The sequence below is a fragment of the Paludibaculum fermentans genome, from assembly GCF_051172195.1.
Lineage (GTDB): Bacteria > Acidobacteriota > Terriglobia > Bryobacterales > Bryobacteraceae > Paludibaculum > Paludibaculum fermentans_A.
The window spans coordinates 2,912,684-2,931,067 of the sequence record NZ_JBPJAQ010000001.1 but is presented as its reverse complement, the minus strand read 5'-3'; the positions used below and the strand labels follow the sequence as shown (position 1 = coordinate 2,931,067).

Here is an 18,384-nt window from a genome sequence, read left to right as displayed (position 1 = left end):
GCGCTGGCCGGCGCAGCCGCAACGCGACGGCCGGGTTCAGCGGCGGCAGCCTTCGGGATTCTGAATTGGCTATCACGGGCAATCAAGACGCACCAATTCAGAGAATTGTTTGTTGATGAACTGCGCGATGTGCATCCCGCGGAGGGCAGCGAGTCGCCACTAGCCGCCTGGCCATTGCCGGGAGCAGTTGTGTCATTGCGCAGGTGGAAGATCGCAGAAAGGAGACACTCCATGAAGTATTTGGCAGCTTGGGCACTGGGCGTTCCCGGGGTTCTCATTATCCTCTGGATCCTCATGAAGTAGGTTTTGCGGCTGTTTCTTCTTCCTCCCTTGCATACGAGCAAGTGAAGGGCGACGGCATCTGAGGCAGCGCAGGGGCGGGCCTGTATAGCAGGCGACCGGCCGGTGTCGCTGCCAAGAGATGAGTGAAGGTTATCCAGGCGATTGGCAAGAACACAAATAGAGAAAGGAGTACGGCTTGAGAATGCGCGAGGCATTCCGGGCTGTAGTCATTCCATGAGATATCCAAAAACATTTGTCAGCGTTCTCTTCTGTGCCGTGGCCGGCATCGGCTACGGACAGGATCCTCCCGCCACGACTCCGAAGGCGGATAACACCAAGGTGAACAAGCGTGACCGAAACGCCGGAGAAGCCACGGCCGATCAGCAGAAGGGAAATGAGACAGACCGGGCGCTGACCAAAAAGATCAGGCAGGCCGTTATGGCGGACAAGTCACTGTCCAGCTATGCACACAACGTCAAGATCATCAGCCAAAACGGGGTGGTGACCTTGAAGGGGCCGGTGAAGTCTGAGGAAGAGAAGAAGTCCATCGTAGCGATGGCCGTCGACGCGACGGGCGATGCCAGCAAGGTGACTGATCAGATTTCGGTGAAGCGGTAACGTTCGAGTGGATTTAGAAAAGGAACAACACATGGAAAGCAAGAAAACAGCAGTCTTTGGGATTTACAAGAATAGCGTTCATGCAGAGAGCGCGGTCGACCGCCTTACCGCAGCGGGCTTCTCGAACAACGACATCTCGGTGCTGCTGCCGGACGTGCAGAGCTCGAAGGAGTTCGCGCACGAGAAGAGCACGAAGGCTCCGGAGGGCACAACGACCGGTGTTGCCGCGGGCGGCGCCCTGGGCGGCACGCTCGGGTTGCTGGCCGGTATTGGGGCATTGGCGATACCCGGCGTTGGTCCGCTGATCGCGGCCGGCCCGATCATGGGGGCTCTTGCGGGCCTCGGGGTCGGCGGGGCGGTGGGTGGATTGATCGGGGCGCTGGTCGGCATGGGCATCCCGGAGTATGAGGCGAAGCGGTATGAAGGCCGGGTGAAGGACGGGGGCGTGCTGCTCTCGGTTCACTGTGATACGTCGGCGGAGATTTCGAGGGCGAAGGATCTGCTGAAGCAATCGGGCGCCGAAGATATCTCCTCTACCGGGGAAGCGTCGGCGAAGTCGCAGAGCGCGTAATGCGACGCGAGGCGGAGGAGGGCTTAGAGGTACGACCCGTAGCGCACTGAAGCCTTCTTCGGTTAGCCAGTAGCGAAGCACGTGCCGCACCTCGGCCCAGACCAGCCAGGAGGGAATGGGCCGAGGTGGTGCTGTCTTTGGTGACTTCGCGAGGAAGACAGAAGGCCGCCGGTGCTGGCGCGCGGAGAGCGGAGCTGCGGCCCTGCGTCCAGAGGTGTTGAGGCTTTGCTCCAGGGAACGGCTGATTGGCTCCGTTCGGCTCGCCGACGCACCGGGCTGTGCTGTTCAGGCCCCAGGCTTTTTGGCGGGGGCTTTGTCGTGCTTCTTCTGCACTTCCTGTTTCTGCTTCGTCAACTGCTGCTGCTTGTTCTTGTCTTTGTCTTTCTTGCCGCCCTTGTCTCCCATGCCCGCTCCTTTTTTAGTGATTGTGACTGGAAATCCGGATTGCCGCGGGATGAAGTGTTTTCCATCGCCGCGAATCAACGCTAACACAAATGGAATGAGGAGGAGTTGCGGGGGGGAGGGAGTCCTCGCTTGCAAGTTGATTCCGGGTGCAGCGATTGGTGGCTGGGGATTGGTGGAGCAGTGGCTGGCGGGGAGTTGGGGGGATGGAGACGTATTGAAGACGATTACGCGATGGGTCGCGCGGCTGAGATGAGGGGAGGCTTCCGGTGGCTATCCGCTCACTGACGTTCGCGGCTCCGTTTGCGGCGGCCTTCGATTTGGCGGCTTGAAGGGGGACGCGACGGAGACGGGTGCCCGCTTTCTGCCGTGCTCGGTTCGTAGCGCGGGGACCACTTCCTTACGGTCGTGGTTCGTTTGGTCTGTTCCTGTTTGGCGGGCCTATGGGTAATGGGGCGTGGATGCAAGCCTCTCCCAATGGGACCATGCTCCATTGATGACGGTACCTGGTGAGCCAGCGGAGGCGCGAGTTTGGAATCCGGGTGGCGCTGGGCGCGAGCAAGCCGGTGATTCTGTCGGTGGGCCTGGGACTGGGGGTGTTTGGCGCGGCGATGCTGGCGCGGTTGCTGATGGGGTCGTTCTATGGCCTGAGTCCCTACGATCCGCCGGCCTTTCTGTTCGTGATCTGTTTCGTGGGCACAGCGGCACTGGCTTCGATGTATGGTCCGGCGAAGCGAGCGGCGGAGATCGATCCGGCGGCGTACCTGCGGGAGGAGTAAGGGTCAGGAGTCGAGGAATCAGGCGCCGGCCGAGCCGGGCGAGTCGCGAGTGGAAGAGGCGTCCAGGTAGGCGCAGGCCAGGAAGATCAGTTCGTTCTTCAGGATCTCGAATCTCTGTTCTGGCATCCCGGATTCGAGCAAGCGGCGCGTGACACCGGACATCGTTCCTTGGAGCATATCGGCGATGAGCTGCGGATCGGCATTGAGGGGGGCGGAGGCGGTGGACAGCATTCGAACGATTGCCTTGCTGACCCGTGCTTCCATTTGCTGTGCAATGGCTGCGCCGTCGATATCTGAGCTGACGGAATAGAAGGCGACGCTGGTTTTGGCCTTGCGCATTTTGGCATTGAGAAACGAGGTGATGAGCGCGGTGAACATCTGCCGGGCGGTCTTTCCCTGTTGTTCCCTGCATTCGTGCTCGACTACGCTGACAACCTCAGCAAGGTGGCGCTTGAGGGCGGCCTGCAGGAGGGCGGTCTTGTTGGGGAAGTATTGATAGAGAGTCCCGATGGAGACTCCGGCCCGGTGGGCTACGCGGGTGGTGGTGAGACGCTCCTTCCCGACCTGGAGCAAAACCTGAATAGCGGCCTGCAGAATCGCGTCGACACTGGCAGTGGAACGTGCTTGCACGGGCGATTTACGGGGCTCCAGGGCGACGGGCGGACGTGGGGGCAAATGCGAACTCCTTTTGGGCGCGACGGCACATCCAATCAGATGAATACGCGGTAGTTCAGGTAACAGGAGAGCGAGGAAAAACCACAATGACGACACCGATGCTGCCGGGCGGCAGCTTCACCCTACCGGGGACGGCATGGACAGTGAACCGCATGGGGTATGGCGCGATGCAACTGGCGGGACCGGGGGTGTGGGGTCCGCCGCGTGATACCGATGAGGCGATTGCCGTACTGCGCGAGGCGGTTGCGGCGGGGGTGAATCATATTGATACCAGCGACTTCTATGGGCCGCATGTGACGAACCAGATCATCCGGCAGGCGCTGCATCCTTATCCGGCCGGCCTGATGATTGTGACGAAGCTGGGTGCTCGGCGTGGGGACGACAAGTCCTGGATTCACGCGCTTTCGGCGGAGGAGCTCACCAGCGGGGTGCAGGACAACCTGAGGAACCTGGGGCTGGACGTGCTGGAGGTGGTGAATCTGCGGGTGGGCGGAATCATGGGTCCAGCGGAGGGCTCGATTGAAGAGCCGTTGACGGTGCTGGCCGAGCTGAAGCGGCAGGGCTTCCTCCGTCATCTCGGATTGAGCAATGTGACGCCGCTGCAGTTGGCGGAGGCCCAGAAGATCACGGACATCGTCTGCGTGCAGAACCTGTACAATCTGGCGCACCGGACGGATGAGGCGTTCATCGACGAACTGGCCGTGCAAGGGATCGCGTACGTGCCGTTCTTCCCCCTGGGCGGGTTCAGTCCGCTGCAGTCGTCGAAGCTGGATGAGGCGGCCGCGGCGCTGGGGGCCAAGCCGATGCAGGTGGCGCTGGCGTGGCTGCTGCAACGGGCTCATAACATGCTGCTGATTCCGGGGACCTCGTCGCGCGGGCATCTGCGGGAGAATCTGGCGGCGGCAAAGCTGGAGATTCCGGCGGAGGTGATGGCGGAGTTGGAGGGGATAGGCGGCATCGCCGGGGCGTGATGTAGAGAACGCCGGGCTTGCGCCTGCCAAGCAGCATCAGTGGCAGGCGAGCACGTCCTGAAAACGCTGGGAACCCGCAAGCGCGGCCAGTCCCCTGGCGCATTCCAGAATCTGGAGGCCGAGCGGGTCGTTCTCCACTGCTTCCGGAAGGACGCCCAGGGATGACTTTCGCAACGCGACATATTTGTCGTTGAACTTGCGCATGAGGTCGGTTTCTTTGTTCAGCAGGTCCAGCACACTGCGATCGGCGTCCGTCGCCGCCGCGGTGGAGGCCAGGGACAGCTTGCTGTCGGCGTTCCTGCCGTAGGGTCCGGCCCTCTCTTCCAGAAATGGCACGCTGCCCGCGGTGGAAGTGATGATCATGTGACGCCATTCCCGGATGGTGCTCATTAACTCGATGCCAGCCACGATGAAGGGCCGAGACAGCTTCGCCTGATTGTCGGGATCGTCCGCACCGCGATTCCGAAGGTAGACGGTGACGCGGCTGCCGGCACGCTGCTGGCTGGCGCCCAGCAATTGCACGAGCGTGTCCACGTCAACATACACTTTGCCTTTCACAGTGACGGTCGCAGCCTCGCCGGGCACTCCGTCGACCGACAAGGTGGAACCCCGGCCAGCGTCCTGCGCCGGAAGGCAAAGCGGCAGAAAGAAGGTAATTGCGGCGAGTTTTAGATAAAGCGACTGGCTGATCATGATAGAGATCTCCCTCCCAGGGGACGACGGCAACTACACTCCAATGATAAGGTGGCGAGCAGGCCCGGATTTGTGATCACTCGGGCGACGGCGGCGCCAGGAGCAGACAGCCATTGCGGTGCCTGCTTCCAGATGGATTGATGCAGCACCAGTTGCCATCGCTGCAAGGAAGCCATCGCGCCGCAGTGACATCCTCCAGGTAGCCGGCGCACGCGGAAGCAACTGGTCTCCGCCATAATGACTGAATGACTACGGCGGGTGGGACGAGCGCGGTGCGCATCGCAGCAGGTTTGATTCTCTGTCTCCTGGGAGCGACGCGCCCGGGCAAGGCCTGGGCTGGACCGGAGACGGTGCTGTTCTATACGCATCCGGCGGACAAGTGGGAGAACGCGTTGCCCGCCGGGAACGGCCGCCTGGGCGCGATGGTATTCGGGGGAACGGCGGAGGAGCAGATCCAGCTGAACGAGTCCACGTACTGGTCGGGCGGGCCCTATTCCACGGTGGTGAAAGGCGGACGGGCCGCCTTGCCGGAGATCCAGCAACTGCTGTTTGAAGGCCAGTACAAGCAGGCGCATGTCCTGTTTGGGCGGCGCATGATGGGCTATCCGGTAGAGCAGCAGAAGTATCAGGCGCTGGCGAACCTGGTGCTGTCGCTGGAGGCTGGGGGCGAGGTCTCGGGGTACCGGCACGAGTTGGACCTGGACAGCGCCGTCATCACGACGACTTACCTGCAGGGCGGAGTGAAGTATACGCGCGAGGTGCTGGTGAGTCCGGTGCACCAGGTGGTGGCTGTCCGGCTGAGGGCAGACAAGCCGGGGCGGCTGTCGTTTACGGCGCAATTGCGGGGCTACCGGAATACGGCGCATTCCAATTACGCTTCCGACTATTTCCAGATGGATGGGCAGGGGGCGGACGGGCTGGTGTTGCGGGGGAAGTCGGCGGATTACCTGGGCGTGGCGGGCAAGATCCGGTACGAGGCCCGGCTGCGGGCAGCCGCGACGGGTGGGACGGTGGTGGTGAAGGATGATGTGCTGAGCGTGAGCAAGGCGGACGCGGTGACGCTGGTGATGGCGGCCGCCACCAACTTTGTGAACTACCGCGATGTGAGCGGGGATCCGGCAGCGCGCGTCGATCTGGTGATGACGGCGGCGACCGGGTTGAGCTTCGAGAGACTGAAGCAGGCGCATGTGCAGGAGCACCAGCGGCTGTTCCGGCGAGCGTCGATCACGCTGCCAGCCACGGAGAATTCGAAGCTGCCGACGGATGAGCGGCTGAAGGCGTTTGATGGGTCCAATGATCCGGCGCTGGCCGCGCTGCTGTTCCAGTATGGGCGCTACCTGCTGATTTCGTCGTCGCGGCCTGGCGGCCAGCCGGCGAACCTGCAGGGGCTGTGGAACAAAGACATGAATCCGATGTGGGATGCGAAGTACACCACGAATATCAACACTCAGATGAACTATTGGATGGCGGAGACGGCCAACCTGAGCGAGTGCGCGGAGCCGCTGTTCCGCATGATCCGGGAGTTGACGGACCAGGGGAGTGAGACGGCGCGAGAGTTCTATGGGGCTCGCGGGTGGGTGCAGCACCAGAACACCGACCTATGGAGGGTGACGGCGCCGATGGACGGGCCGAGTTGGGGTGCGTTCACGACGGGCGGAGCGTGGCTGGCGACCCATCTGTGGGAGCACTATCTCTACAGCGGCGACGTTCAGTTTCTGCGCGAATACTATCCAGTGCTGAAGGGGAGTGCGGAGTTTTTCCTGGACTTCCTGCGGCCTGATCCGAAGCGGGGTTGGCTGGTGACGAATCCGTCCACTTCTCCGGAGAACTTCCCGGCTGGTCCGGCGAATGTGAAGTTCTTCGATGAAGTGACGACGATGAAGACGGGGACGAGCCTCACGGTGGGTTCCACGATCGACATGGAGATTCTGAGGGAGCTGTTCAGCGAGGTGGAGCAGGCATCGAGCATCCTGGGTGTCGATGCGGAACTACGTGGCCGGGTGGCGGCGGCCCGCGCCAAGCTGGCTCCGCTGCAGGTGGGCCGGAAGGGGAATCTGCAGGAGTGGTTGGACGACTGGGATGAGACGGAGAAGAGCCACCGGCATATTTCGGGGTTGTGGGGCCTGTATCCGGGCGACGAGATTAGTCCGCGCAGGACGCCGGAGTTCGCGAGGGCCAGCCAGGTGGTGCTGGAGCAGCGCGGCTTGCCGGGGAACGGTTGGTCGTCGGCCTGGAAGGCTGCGTGTTGGGCCAGGCTGGGCGATGGGAACAAGGCGATGGAGAACGTGCAGTACGCAGTGGGGCACTACACGACGGCGAGCCTGTTTTCGATCTGTTCGAATGCGATGCAGGTGGATGGGGCTTTCGGGCTGAGCGCGGCGATCAGCGAGATGCTGCTGCAATCGGATGGCGGCGAGATCCGGTTTGTGCCGGCGCTGGCTGAGTCGATGACATCGGGTTCGGCGAAGGGTTTGCGGGCCAGGGGCGGGTTCGAAGTCGATTTCGAGTGGCAAGCCGGCAGACTGGTGAGGGCGACCATTGTGTCGCGCCTCGGGAAGAGTTGCCGGATCCGAACGCCGAATTCGTTCGCAGTCACGAGCGGGGGCAAATCCGTGGTGATCACACGGCCTGAGGCCGGGGTTATCGAGTTCGCGACAAGACCAGGCGAGAGTTATTCACTGGCGAGTGTCAATGCCGGTGGTCAGTAACGCAACCGGCACACCGCTCAGGTGAGATCGGCTGATTCCTCCGGGAGTTTCGTGTGTTCGAAGTGCTGATAGAGGGTCGGCAGGACCACCAAAGTGAGGAGCGTCGAGGTGATCAGCCCACCGATGACGACAATGGCCAGCGGGCGCTGTACCTCGGAGCCCGGTCCGGTTGCGAAGAGGAACGGCACCAAGCCCAGTGCGGCGACGGTGGCGGTCATCATAACAGGCCGGAAGCGGAGGCGCGCGCCTTGCAGGATTGCCTGCCGCTGCTCCATTCGCCCCTCTCTCAAGTTGCGAATGTAGGAGACAAGGACCACGCCGTTTAGGACGGCGATCCCCCACAGGGCAATGAAACCAACGGACGCCGGCACGGACAGGTATTCGCCGCTGACAAAGAGCGCGAACACTCCCCCAATGGAAGCGAAGGGCAGCACGAGAATGATGAGGGCGGCATAGCGGAGCGAGCGGAAGAGCAGGAACAGGAGAAAGAAGATCATGCCGATCGTCACCGGGACGATCACCATCAGGTGCTGCAGCGCGCGCTCCATATTCTGGAACTGGCCGCCCCAGGTGATGTAGTAGCCGGCAGGCAGGCTCACTTTCCTGATTTTCCGCTGAAGTTCGGCGACAAATCCGCCGAGGTCGCGATTCTGGACATTCAGGCCGACCACAATGCGGCGTTTGGCCATTTCCCGATTGATCATGGCCGGCCCTTCGGCCAATTCGACATACGCCACATCCTTGAGCAACACTTTGCCGCCGGACGGTGTATTCACCTCCAACTGGCGTATCTCGCCCACGCTGTCACGCAGGCTGGCGGGCAGCCGGACAGCGGCCTGGAAGCGGCGTTCGCCCTCATAGATCTGGGTCACGGCGCGGCCGCCCACGGCGGTTTCGATGACATCGTGGACATCCTCCGCGTTGAGCCCATGCCTGGCGATGGCCTGGCGATCGATGGTGATATTCAGATACTGCTGGCCGCCCAGTTTCTCGATCTTCGAGTCACGCATACCGCGCACGGTGCCAGCGACGCGGGCGATCTCGTTCGCTTTCTCGATGAGGACGTCCACATCGTCGCCGAACAACTTTACGGCCACATCGGCGCGGACGCCGGTTACCATTTCGTCGACGCGATCGGAGATGGGCTGTGCTACGACGAGGTTGACGCCGGGAATGTGCTCCAGGCGCTTTCGTACCTCTTCGGCGATGGTCTCCTGGGTCCACCCCTTTTGCCATTGGTTGCGAGGGGCGAGGGTGGCAATGACCTCCGCTTCGTCCGGTGTCACGGGGTCGGCTGGAGAGCCTCCACGGCCGATGCGCGACACCACGCGAGTGACGCCCGGGACGCCACTGACAATCTTCATCGCCTCCATCTCGATCCGGATCGACTCGTCCAGCGAGATATTGGGCACGCGATGGATGTTGGGCGAGATCGAGCCTTCCTTTAGTTCCGGGATGAAGGAGGTGCCCAGGTAAGGGAACAGGAGCACCGCCCCGGCGAAGAGCGTGAGGGCCGCAGCGATGGTCGTTTTGGAGTGGGAGAGAGTCCAATCGAGGATTCTCAGGTAGGGGCGTTTGATGACCGCCACGAGCCAGGTGTCGTGCTCGCGCCCGCCCTTCAGCATATAGGAGGCGAGGACCGGCGAGAGAGTGAGGGAGAGCACGAGTGAAATGGCCAAAGCGATGGCGATGGTGTATGCGAGCGGCGCGAACATCTTGCCTTCCATGCCCTGCAGCGTCATCAATGGCAGGAAGACGATGATGATGACACTGATGCCGAAGACCACGGGAACACCGACTTCCATGACGGCTTCGTGGACCGTCCTGATGCGGCTCTCATGCTTTGTGCGGCCGAGGCGAGCGAAGGCGTTTTCCACCACCACCACGGAGCCATCGACGATGAGCCCCACGGCGATGGCGAGGCCGCCGAGCGACATGAGATTGGCGGAGATGCCGTAGTGATTCATCACCATGAATGTCATCGCAGGGGTTAGCAGGAGTGTCGCGATGACGATGAGGCTGGAGCGGATGTCGCCGAGGAACAGGAACAGGACCACCACGACGAGGACAATGCCTTCGATGAGCACCTTGCTCACCGTGCTGAGGGCCGCATCGACCAGTTCGGAACGGTCGTAGTAGGGGACAAGCCGTAGGCCGTCGGGCAACATGGCCCGATCGTTGATTTCGGTCACGCGTTCCTTGACCCGCGTGACTACCTGCTTGGCGTTGCCGGCCGCCACCATGAAGACGGTGCCGCCGACGGCCTCAGTGTAGCCGCCCTTGATCATGGCGCCGTAGCGCACTTCCGCACCCAGTTGGATGGCGGCCACATCGCGGACGTAGATCGGGGTTCCTCGTGCTTCCTTCAAGATGATCATGCCGATATCGTCGAGGGTGCGAACGAGACCGACTCCCCGCACGAGGTATTGTTCCGCATGATTGGGCAGGATCCCTCCGCCGGAGTTTGCATTGTTGCGGGCCAGCGCGTCGCACACCTGCTGGAGAGTGACTCCGAAGTGACGCAATCTGGCCGGATCCGCGAGGACCTGGTACTGGCGGATGAACCCGCCCGTGGAGTTGATGTCGGCCACACCAGGGATGGAGCGCAGTAGGGGGCGCACAACCCAGTCCTGAATGGTTCGGCGCTTGACGAGTTCCTCATTGGATAGCGGAGTCTGTCCGTCGGACGGCCGTTCCAGTGTGTAGTGGTAGACCTCGCTCATGGCGGTGGCGACGGGACCGAGGACGGGGCTCACACCTTCCGGGAGTGCGTCGCGGACTTCGGCGAGACGCTCCATGACGACCTGCCTGGCGAAGTAGACGTTCGTCTCGTCGGTGAAGACCACAGTGATGAGGGACAGGCCGGGCTTGTTGAGGGAGCGCATTTCCGTCATGCCCGGCAGGCCTGTCATCGATATCTCGATGGGCACAGTGACGAAGCGTTCCACCTCCTCAGGAGAACGCCCCGGGGCCACGGTGGCCACCTGCACCTGCACATTGGTGACGTCCGGAAAGGCATCGACGGAGAGCTTCCGGGTTGCGTCGATTCCGAAGAGAAGCAGAATCAGCGCGCCAACGGCGATGACCAGGCGCTGGCGCAGGGCAGCGTGAACCAGGTGATGCAGCATCGATTACTCCCCGTGCAGGCTGGCCCGCTTGCGTTCATTATTCAGATGGAACGCGCCGTCGAGGACGATGCGCTGGGCAGGTTCCACGCCTTCCGCAACCACCCGTTTGTCCCGAAGTTCGTCCGATAGGAGTACCGGCTTCATCAGGAACTCGTCCGCCTTCGTCTCGAGGAAGATGTAATCCTGGTTACCCTCACGGACCACTGCCGTCGCGGGGACCACCAGTTTGCGCTCCGGCCGGTCCTGGAGGCGGATATTGGCCAGCATGGCGGGCTTGTACAACAGGCCCGGGTTTGGGAGATCCATGCGGACGCGGACGGTGCGTGTCTCCGGGCTGACAATGGCTGAGACGAAGGACAACTGGCCGCGCACGGTGCTTCCGGGCAAAGCGGGGATGTCCCCTTCCAGCGCTTTGCCTGCCTGGATGAGGCCAGCCGCCTGCTCCGGCACATCGGCCACCAGCCAGACCTGGGAGAGATCGGCGATGACAAAAAGAGTGTCGGCGGGCTGCACGATCTGTCCCGTGGTGACCTTGCGTTCGAGGATGACACCCTCGATGTTGGCGACCACCTGAGAGAGCGAGTTCACAGTACGGGTCCGTTCCAGTGCGGCGATTGCGTCAGGCGGCATACCCATCACTCGCAGGCGGTCGCGCCAGGTGGCGAATTCGACGCTGTACTGAGCGTGTTCCGCTTCCCGGCGCTGCGATTCGGCGACGCCAATTACTCCGGCATCGACCAGTTGCCTGGCGCGCACTAATGCTCTTTGCGCCAGTAGTTCCTGGGACTGTGCCCGGAGGAAGCCGAACTGCCCGTCGGCCAGGTCTGTGCTGTTCAAGATCGCCAGTACCTGCCCGCGTGTCACTCTCTGACCTTCCACTGCTTCCAAGGCGGTGATTCGGCCAGCCACAGGCGAGCCGGCCCGAGACAGGCGTGTTTCATCGGCCTCCACACGTCCGGCCACGCTCAGGCTCCCGCGGACGTTCTCCCAGGCTGGCTGGCCGACGCGGAGTTGGGTGCGCAAAGCAGGAGAGACTCTCACCGACAGCGGGTCCTGCGGAACCGGCGATTGTTGCCCGGCAGCTTCCGTGGCAGCTCCTGAACCGGCCGCGTTGCAGCCGGAGATGACACAGGTGAGGGCAAGTGCTGCGGCAAATGAGATCTGGAGTGAAGTCTTGGTAGTCATGGCCGTGTGTCCCGCAAGTCCGCGGCGCGCAGTTGCTGCAACTCGATCAGCGCCGCCTGGCGCTCGTGCTGGGCGTTCAGGAAGTCGAGGCGCGCGCCTCGCAGGACGCGCTGTGCATCCAGCACCTCAATCACACCCCGTTCTCCAAAGCGGTAAGCAGCCTCCGCGGCCTGGAGCGCCGCCTCAGCCTGTTTCAGTACGCCTTCCTCGTATATGGCCAGTTGCTGGCTGGCCACCTGATAGCGGCCATAGGAGCTCTCCAATTGGGCGAAGAGCTCCAGCTTACGGAGGTTCAGGGTCGAGGTAGCCAACCGCACGGCAGCGGCCGCCTCACCGATGGGCCCCTGCCGCTTGTTCCAGAGAGGGACGGGCAATGATACGCCCACCCGGTAGGTCGCAACATCGGGTTGATGTTCGTACTCGCTGCGCAGGGTCGGCTGGGGCGTGCGAAGAGCGAGTTCGTTCTGAAGCCGCATGTCCGCGCGGCGTATTTCGGACTCCGTCAGACGCATGGCCGGATGGTTCCGCTCCACCTCTGTGCGCAAGGCGCTCAAGGGTGGCAGGCTTGCGGGGGGATCCAACTGGCCACTCGGGTCGATCTCCTCGTCCTGAGGAATATTGATCGCGGCACGAAGCGCGGCGAAGGCTGTTACCAGGCGTAGTTGGGCGCTCTTGGTGGAAGTCCTGGCGATGGCTGCCTCAGCTTCGGCCCGGGTCAACTCAAGGCGGGCAGCCTCGCCGACGGATACCTGGACTTGAATGCGCCGTCTCAGATCTTCGACCAGATTCTGATTGCCGACTGCCAATTCCAGCTCCGACTTCCGGCGGAGCGTCAGGTAGAATGCCTGGCGGACCACAGATCGCAGCATGATTGCTGCTTCCGCCTGTGCGAATTCACTGGCGGATCTCCCAAGTTCGGCGGCGAGGATGCGGGTCTCGCGCACTTTGCGTGTCTCAAGGGGCTGGGCAAAGCTGTAGACCAGGACGGGACCTGGCACGGTTCCCGGGACTCTGGCCCGCTGGTGGCCGGCGAGGACACCAGCCTCGGGGTTCGGATATGCCCTGGCGGTGGTGATGCCCGCCTGCGCGGCTTCCAGCATCGCTGAAGCGACCTGGAACTGCGGATGGTTTTTCTCCGCAAGGGCCAGTGCCTGGTCCAGGGTGAGAGGACCGGCCGCCGGCAAGACCAGCGCCAAGGCCGCGCCGGTGAATACCGCCCATTTCACACTTCTTGTCACGACAGGGGTCTTAGCAATCGAGAGACCGTCGCGGAACATCCCTGTTTCGCTGGACCTAAGCGGATCTACCTGTTCGCTATTACACAGCCTTGCAGAGCTGATTGTCCGAAAACAGACACTTCCCTTGCTCCAGGGCCAGCGGCGTGAGGAGGCCCGGGAATTGCAAGAGGAGTCTCAGTCATGACTGCCGCCGAATCAGCCTCCGCGCTCTCGCGCCTGGAACAGCGAGCTGAAGCACTGGCGTGCCAGAATGTGGATTCCATGACGGAGCTGTCCAGCAGTATGACGGATCCACGCAGGCAGGCGCTGGGCGTTGGAGCCGCTATTGCCGGTTTGGCGGCTCTCCACTGGGCAGTCCCAAGCTCGTATCTTTACCTGCACAGTTTTCTGCAGCATCTCAACTTCCTGCCGATCGTACTGGCGGGCCTTCTTTTCGGATGGCGCGGGGCCACATTGTCGACAGCGGCGGCATTCGCCATGCAAGCACCACACATCTGGCTCAGCTGGGGACCACTGTCGTTCTACGCTACCGATGTCCTTTTGGAGCTACCGGTGTTTGGCCTGGCCGGGGCGATCACCGGCCACCTGGCCGAGCGGGAGAGGAGGCAGAGGACAAATCTCGAGACAACCAAGCAGGAACTGGAGGAGGTGTACCACGAACTTCAGCAGAACTTCGAGCGGCTGAAGCGCGCAGAGAGGCTCTACGCCGCCGGGCAGCTCTCGGCGGGCATGGCTCATGAGATCAGGAATCCGCTGGCCAGCATCACCGGCGCCGTCGGTATCCTGAAACGCGGGCATGGCTCGATTGAGAACTGCCGGGAGTGTCTCGACATTATCGAGAAGGAGACACAGCGACTGAATCGCCTGCTGACGAGTTTCCTCGATTTTGCCCGGCCCCGAGCGCCGAAGTTTCAGCCGGTGCAACTGCCGGATGTCTTTGATTCCGTGATCTCCTTGGCGCATCATGCGGCAGGAGCGACGACGATCGAATTGCGGCAATCCATCGCCGGCCCACTGCCGGAGGTACGCTGCGACGCGGAGCAGATCAAACAGGTGCTGCTCAATCTCATCATCAACTCTATCCAGGCGGCTAGAGGGCCGGGCGTTGTAGAACTGCGGGCGCGGGAAGTGGATGGGTTCATCCAGATCAGCGTGCACGATGAAGGATGCGGCATGGCCCAGCAGGAACTGGACCGCATGTTCGATCCATTTTTCACCACAAAAGAGAATGGTACAGGTCTCGGCTTGGCGGTGGCCGCGAAGATCATCGAGCAACATGGCGGGAACCTGTCCGGCGCCAATAATCGGGATCAAGGGATGACATTTACAGTCGACCTGCCCCTGAAAGCGGTGCCCAAGACATGAATCGAAACCTCATCCTGGTGGTCGACGACGACGCGAGCCTGCGCCGCATCATGAAGCTCCAGTTGGAGGAAGCCGGTTACGACGTCGCACTGGCCGCGAACGGCGAGGAGGCGGTGGGCGTCCTGGAGCGAAGGAATCCTAAGCTCGTCATCACGGACCTGCGCATGTCGGGCACTAGCGGCCTGGAGTTGCTGCGCCACATCCGCGGCGAGCACGGCGAGACCACCGTGATCATGATCACCGCGTTCGGCAGTGTCGAAACAGCTGTGGAAGCCATGAAGGCGGGCGCCTACGATTACGTCACGAAGCCGATTGACTATGATGCCCTGGTGCTGGTGGTGCATCGTGCGATGGAGCGTCAGAACCTGATCGAGGAGGTCAGGAAGCTGCGGGCGGCCCTGGATGAGCGGTATGGGTTTGAGAGTATCATCGGGCGATCCAAGTCTCTACTGCGTGTACTGGAGATGGCTTCACGGGTTGCAAACCGCGACTCCACCGTATTGATCCATGGCGAAACGGGCACGGGCAAAGAGCTACTGGCCCGGGCGATTCACCACAACAGCCTGCGCAAGGACCAGGCTTTCGTCACCATCAACTGTGGCGCGATCCCAAGAGACCTGCTGGAATCGGAGCTGTTCGGCTTCACACGCGGCGCATTTACGGGCGCGGCGGCCGCCAAGCCCGGCAAAGTGGAGCTGGCCGACGGCGGCACCCTGTTCCTGGATGAGATCGGAGAACTGCCGATTGAGTTGCAGGTGAAGCTGCTGCGGCTGATCCAGCAGGGTGAAGTGGAGAAGATCGGTTCGGTGGGGGGTTGCCTCGTGGATGTACGCGTCATCGCGGCCACCCATCGAAACCTGCAAGCGATGATCGAGGATGGAGCGTTCCGTGAAGACCTGTATTATCGCCTTGCGGTTGTTCCGCTTCATTTGCCGCCGCTACGAGAGCGCAAGGAAGACATCCCCGAAATCACGCAGCATCTCTTCCGGAAGCTGAAGGCCCGGCACAGCCTGCCCGCTCTGCGCCTGGCTCCACCTGTGATCTCAGCCTTTCAGGCGTACCGCTGGCCGGGCAATGTGAGAGAGCTTGAGAATGCCATAGAACGGATGATCGTGCTCTCCACTGCGGACGAGATCACACTGAGCGACCTACCCGACTCGATCCGGCCGGCCGCGCCACAGCGGGAGTCGCTGCTGTTGGAAGTGCCTGACCAGGGCATCAGCCTCGAAGGAGTCGAGCGGGAGCTGCTGTTAAGGGCTCTGGAGAAGTTCCAGTGGAACCAGTCCAGGGCCGCCCGCTTCCTCGACATTTCGCGCAGCGCTCTCATCTACCGCATGGAGAAACACGGCCTGCACAAGGAGTGACGAGGCCCCTCCCCGTGCTACTGGACATAGTCGTTCGTGGCCATCGAGAGGATCGACAAGATCCCACGACATCCCGATGCGAACCAAGTCCCCGGCTTCATCTGTCCGGCTGACTGACTTGGGTTGACTGGAATCGATGGAATGGGGAGCGGCTCGCGAGCCGGGCCGAACATGAGCCGGGTCCGCACTCACCGCAGAACCGCTTCCTGCGAAAGGGATGGTTCCTGCCAGTCCGAAGGGGCCCGTGGCGATTCTGTCCGGCCAATTGATGATGCGATTCCACCATCCAGGCCCGAGATCCATGATTGCTTCCCTCTTCGGCAAGCGGTGGATCCGCTAGAGGCTGCAAAGCAGGTCCGCGCTGGCGACCAGTTCCTTGATGGGCCGTACTTCGATGCCGCCCAACTGAATGGCGGGAATCCGGGCAGCCACCTGAATGGCTTCCTCTCGATCGCTGGCGTCGATGAGGATGAAACCTCCGACCTGTTCGCGGGCCTCGGCGAAGGGGCCATCGGTCACAACGACCTGGCCATCGCGCACTCGGACGGTAGCGGCCGTGCTGACGGACTGGAGGGCTTGCGCGGCCAGAAAACGGCCCTGATGACGAAGGGTGGCGTCATAGGCAAGGCTTATGTCATCCAGGGCTTGTGACTCCGCGGCGGACAGGGCGTCGAGCTTCGCTTCGTCGACGAAGACCATGCACAGAAACTTCATATCTTCTTCTCCTCGCAGTTGAGTGCGCTCTCACAATGTCGTCGATTGAAGATGGCTGGAATCGACAGGAGCCGGGGAGAAAAGAAGGCGGAAAGCTGGAGGGATGATCAGCTCTGGTCCGCGTCCCGAAAGAGGATGCGGCGATAAAGGCTCTCGCGGATGGAGTCGCGCAGGTCCCAGGCGCGGAGTCTCCTGGCATGGCACTGACTGCTGACGGACTGGTAAAGGTCCTTGAGCGCCGCGGCGAGGCGCTGGTCGTCGTCATTGCGGAATTTACGGCCAAAGAGTGCGACAGGGCGGGGTTCTTCGATGTAGGCCACTTCGTCGCCACGAGAGAAGCTGAGGCACAAGCCGGACCAGCCCATAGTGCGGGAGTGGAAGAGGGAGAGCCGCACGCCGTTGATGTGGGCAGAGAAGGAACCGCCTTCCTCCACCAGCCACTCGAGAGGGGCCTGGGGGGTCTGCGTGGCATCGAGGAGAAACTGCGCAACGTATAGATCAGAGACTGCCATTGCAACCTCAATCACCCACTGCGGGTGTTTGTCTATAGGCAAGATTGAGCAGCGGCGGGGCTACCAGGGTAGTAGCGAGCGCCGTGAGTACGACCACACCATAGATGGGCTTGGAGACGGCGCCCATGGCCAGTCCGAGTTGAGCCACCACCATGCCTACTTCGCCACGCGGCACCATGCCGATGCCGATGCGGGTGGCGTCGCGAAGGCCGAGACTGAGGGCTCCGGCCCCGCAGCCGACGAATTTCGATACGACGGCGGCCAGGAGGATGATGGCGGTGAGCAGGATCATGGAAGTGTCCTTGAAGACCGAGAGGTCGATCTTCAAGCCGATGCCCACGAGGAAGAAGGGCACGAGCAATTCGGTGGTGCCGTGGACGAGAGTGTGGACACGTTTGCTGACGCTTTCACCGAGGCTCATGCCGGCGAGGAAGGCTCCGACGATGGCGGCGACGCCGGTATACATGGAGACCACGGAGAGGGCGAAGAGCAGGACGATCGCCAGGTGGAACTGAGCCTCGCTGGCGCGGAGGCGGGCCTGCAAAGCGGGTACAGCCTTACTGACGGTATGGGAGCCCCACTTGGCCATTACGATCATGAAGACGATGGGCAGGACGGCGGTGAGGCCGATGTCGATGATTCTGAATTCGCCGCGGGCCATGCTGCTGACGACCGCCAGGACGATGAGGCCGAGCACGTCGTCGATGACAGCGGCGGCAAGGATGATCTGGCTGGATTTTTCATGGAGTTTATTCTTGGCGCTAAGGACCTGGGCGGTGATGCCCACGCTGGTGGCGACGAGGGCGGCACCGACGAAGATCGATTCGATCTGGCCGTAGCCCCAGGCGCGGAGGATAACCCAGCCCATACCTAAGGGAACGAGGACGCCGACGATGGCGACGAGGAACGCGGTGCCCCCGACCTTGAGAAGTTCAGAGGATTTGACTTCGAGGCCGACGTTAAAGAGGAGGAAGAGGACTCCGAGTTCGGAGAGGTCCTGGAGGATGGGCACGGGCGCGACCCAGTGCAGGAGGCTGGGGCCGATGACGACGCCGGCGAGGATTTCGCCGACGAGCCCCGGCATGCCTAGCCTCTCGAAGATTTCCGAGAAGAGCTTGGCGGCCGCGAAGACCACCAGCATGAGGACAGGGAGGGTCAACTCCGGGGGATGCGACATTC

At 62.2% G+C, this 18,384-nt stretch carries 15 protein-coding genes; 7 read left to right on the top strand and 8 right to left on the bottom strand.

The features are described 5' to 3' along the window. The first annotated feature begins 516 nt into the window (after nucleotides 1-516). The 3 genes from ACR9Y2_RS12030 to ACR9Y2_RS12020 all read left to right on the top strand — a co-directional run bounded on the left by ACR9Y2_RS12030 (nucleotide 517) and on the right by ACR9Y2_RS12020 (nucleotide 2,652). Nucleotides 517-900 carry a BON domain-containing protein gene (locus tag ACR9Y2_RS12030; protein WP_435041530.1) on the top strand — a complete coding sequence of 128 codons (384 nt, stop codon included), beginning with the start codon at nucleotides 517-519 and terminating at the stop codon, nucleotides 898-900. A 31-nt stretch (nucleotides 901-931) separates the two neighbouring features. Continuing rightward, nucleotides 932-1,471 carry a general stress protein gene (locus ACR9Y2_RS12025; protein WP_435041529.1) on the top strand — a complete coding sequence of 180 codons (540 nt, stop codon included), beginning with the start codon at nucleotides 932-934 and terminating at the stop codon, nucleotides 1,469-1,471. Nucleotides 1,472-2,382: 911 nt separating this feature from the next. Then, a complete protein-coding gene (locus ACR9Y2_RS12020; protein ID WP_435041528.1) occupies nucleotides 2,383-2,652 on the top strand; it encodes a hypothetical protein in 270 nt (89 codons plus the stop codon). A gap of 18 nt (nucleotides 2,653-2,670) precedes the next feature. Here the strand turns inward: ACR9Y2_RS12020 and ACR9Y2_RS12015 are convergent, their stop codons facing one another. Beyond that, nucleotides 2,671-3,282 carry a TetR/AcrR family transcriptional regulator gene (locus tag ACR9Y2_RS12015; protein WP_435041527.1) on the bottom strand — a complete coding sequence of 204 codons (612 nt, stop codon included), beginning with the start codon at nucleotides 3,280-3,282 and terminating at the stop codon, nucleotides 2,671-2,673. A 131-nt stretch (nucleotides 3,283-3,413) separates the two neighbouring features. On the opposite strand from ACR9Y2_RS12015, the gene ACR9Y2_RS12010 reads away from it, so the two are divergent. Then, nucleotides 3,414-4,298: an aldo/keto reductase family oxidoreductase gene (locus ACR9Y2_RS12010; RefSeq protein WP_435041526.1), complete on the top strand. Its 885-nt coding sequence runs from the start codon at nucleotides 3,414-3,416 to the stop codon at nucleotides 4,296-4,298. Nucleotides 4,299-4,334: 36 nt separating this feature from the next. Here the strand turns inward: ACR9Y2_RS12010 and ACR9Y2_RS12005 are convergent, their stop codons facing one another. Continuing rightward, nucleotides 4,335-4,991 carry a hypothetical protein gene (locus ACR9Y2_RS12005; protein ID WP_435041525.1) on the bottom strand — a complete coding sequence of 219 codons (657 nt, stop codon included), beginning with the start codon at nucleotides 4,989-4,991 and terminating at the stop codon, nucleotides 4,335-4,337. 245 nt (nucleotides 4,992-5,236) lie between these two features. Between ACR9Y2_RS12005 and ACR9Y2_RS12000 the strand changes: the two genes are divergently transcribed. After that, entirely contained in the window at nucleotides 5,237-7,699 is a 2,463-nt protein-coding gene (locus ACR9Y2_RS12000) for a glycoside hydrolase family 95 protein (protein ID WP_435041523.1), read from the top strand. A 17-nt stretch (nucleotides 7,700-7,716) separates the two neighbouring features. On the opposite strand, the gene ACR9Y2_RS11995 is transcribed toward ACR9Y2_RS12000, so the two are convergent. The 3 genes from ACR9Y2_RS11995 to ACR9Y2_RS11985 are packed head-to-tail and all read right to left on the bottom strand — an operon-like array spanning nucleotide 7,717 to nucleotide 13,250. Beyond that, nucleotides 7,717-10,827 (bottom strand): efflux RND transporter permease subunit, encoded by a 3,111-nt coding sequence (locus ACR9Y2_RS11995; protein WP_435041521.1) that lies wholly within the window; start codon nucleotides 10,825-10,827, stop codon nucleotides 7,717-7,719. 3 nt (nucleotides 10,828-10,830) lie between these two features. After that, on the bottom strand, nucleotides 10,831-12,012 hold the full coding sequence (locus ACR9Y2_RS11990) for an efflux RND transporter periplasmic adaptor subunit (protein WP_435041520.1): 1,182 nt from the start codon (nucleotides 12,010-12,012) through the stop codon (nucleotides 10,831-10,833). Further along, nucleotides 12,009-13,250 carry a TolC family protein gene (locus tag ACR9Y2_RS11985; RefSeq protein WP_435041519.1) on the bottom strand — a complete coding sequence of 414 codons (1,242 nt, stop codon included), beginning with the start codon at nucleotides 13,248-13,250 and terminating at the stop codon, nucleotides 12,009-12,011. The genes ACR9Y2_RS11990 and ACR9Y2_RS11985 overlap by 4 nt, the downstream gene beginning before the upstream one ends. A gap of 180 nt (nucleotides 13,251-13,430) precedes the next feature. On the opposite strand from ACR9Y2_RS11985, the gene ACR9Y2_RS11980 reads away from it, so the two are divergent. After that, nucleotides 13,431-14,615 (top strand): sensor histidine kinase, encoded by a 1,185-nt coding sequence (locus tag ACR9Y2_RS11980; RefSeq protein ID WP_435041518.1) that lies wholly within the window; start codon nucleotides 13,431-13,433, stop codon nucleotides 14,613-14,615. Continuing rightward, nucleotides 14,612-15,979: a sigma-54-dependent transcriptional regulator gene (locus ACR9Y2_RS11975; protein WP_435041517.1), complete on the top strand. Its 1,368-nt coding sequence runs from the start codon at nucleotides 14,612-14,614 to the stop codon at nucleotides 15,977-15,979. Before ACR9Y2_RS11980 ends, ACR9Y2_RS11975 begins: the two co-directional genes overlap by 4 nt. Before the next feature lie 336 nt (nucleotides 15,980-16,315). Here the strand turns inward: ACR9Y2_RS11975 and ACR9Y2_RS11970 are convergent, their stop codons facing one another. The 3 genes from ACR9Y2_RS11970 to ACR9Y2_RS11960 form a co-directional block, all read right to left on the bottom strand. After that, nucleotides 16,316-16,693 (bottom strand): YciI family protein, encoded by a 378-nt coding sequence (locus tag ACR9Y2_RS11970; RefSeq protein WP_435041516.1) that lies wholly within the window; start codon nucleotides 16,691-16,693, stop codon nucleotides 16,316-16,318. Between the two features lie 107 nt (nucleotides 16,694-16,800). Next, complete coding sequence (locus tag ACR9Y2_RS11965) at nucleotides 16,801-17,205, bottom strand: hypothetical protein (protein ID WP_435041515.1); 405 nt, start codon at nucleotides 17,203-17,205, stop codon at nucleotides 16,801-16,803. Nucleotides 17,206-17,212: 7 nt separating this feature from the next. Continuing rightward, on the bottom strand, nucleotides 17,213-18,382 hold the full coding sequence (locus tag ACR9Y2_RS11960; protein ID WP_435041514.1) for a cation:proton antiporter: 1,170 nt from the start codon (nucleotides 18,380-18,382) through the stop codon (nucleotides 17,213-17,215). Between the last annotated feature and the right edge of the window lie 2 nt (nucleotides 18,383-18,384).

Excerpts from the sequence above, each read along its gene's own strand:
- ACR9Y2_RS12000 (WP_435041523.1), top strand. The coding sequence starts at position 5,237 with ATGACTACGGCGGGTGGGACGAGCGCGGTGCGCATCGCAGCAGGTTTG.
- ACR9Y2_RS11990 (WP_435041520.1), bottom strand. The coding sequence starts at position 12,012 with ATGACTACCAAGACTTCACTCCAGATCTCATTTGCCGCAGCACTTGCC.
- ACR9Y2_RS11980 (WP_435041518.1), top strand. The coding sequence starts at position 13,431 with ATGACTGCCGCCGAATCAGCCTCCGCGCTCTCGCGCCTGGAACAGCGA.
- ACR9Y2_RS11965 (WP_435041515.1), bottom strand. The coding sequence starts at position 17,205 with ATGGCAGTCTCTGATCTATACGTTGCGCAGTTTCTCCTCGATGCCACG.
- ACR9Y2_RS11995 (WP_435041521.1), bottom strand. The coding sequence starts at position 10,827 with ATGCTGCATCACCTGGTTCACGCTGCCCTGCGCCAGCGCCTGGTCATC.
- ACR9Y2_RS11960 (WP_435041514.1), bottom strand. The coding sequence starts at position 18,382 with ATGTCGCATCCCCCGGAGTTGACCCTCCCTGTCCTCATGCTGGTGGTC.
- ACR9Y2_RS12005 (WP_435041525.1), bottom strand. The coding sequence starts at position 4,991 with ATGATCAGCCAGTCGCTTTATCTAAAACTCGCCGCAATTACCTTCTTT.
- ACR9Y2_RS12010 (WP_435041526.1), top strand. The coding sequence starts at position 3,414 with ATGACGACACCGATGCTGCCGGGCGGCAGCTTCACCCTACCGGGGACG.
- ACR9Y2_RS11975 (WP_435041517.1), top strand. The coding sequence starts at position 14,612 with ATGAATCGAAACCTCATCCTGGTGGTCGACGACGACGCGAGCCTGCGC.
- ACR9Y2_RS12030 (WP_435041530.1), top strand. The coding sequence starts at position 517 with ATGAGATATCCAAAAACATTTGTCAGCGTTCTCTTCTGTGCCGTGGCC.
- ACR9Y2_RS11970 (WP_435041516.1), bottom strand. The coding sequence starts at position 16,693 with ATGAAGTTTCTGTGCATGGTCTTCGTCGACGAAGCGAAGCTCGACGCC.
- ACR9Y2_RS12025 (WP_435041529.1), top strand. The coding sequence starts at position 932 with ATGGAAAGCAAGAAAACAGCAGTCTTTGGGATTTACAAGAATAGCGTT.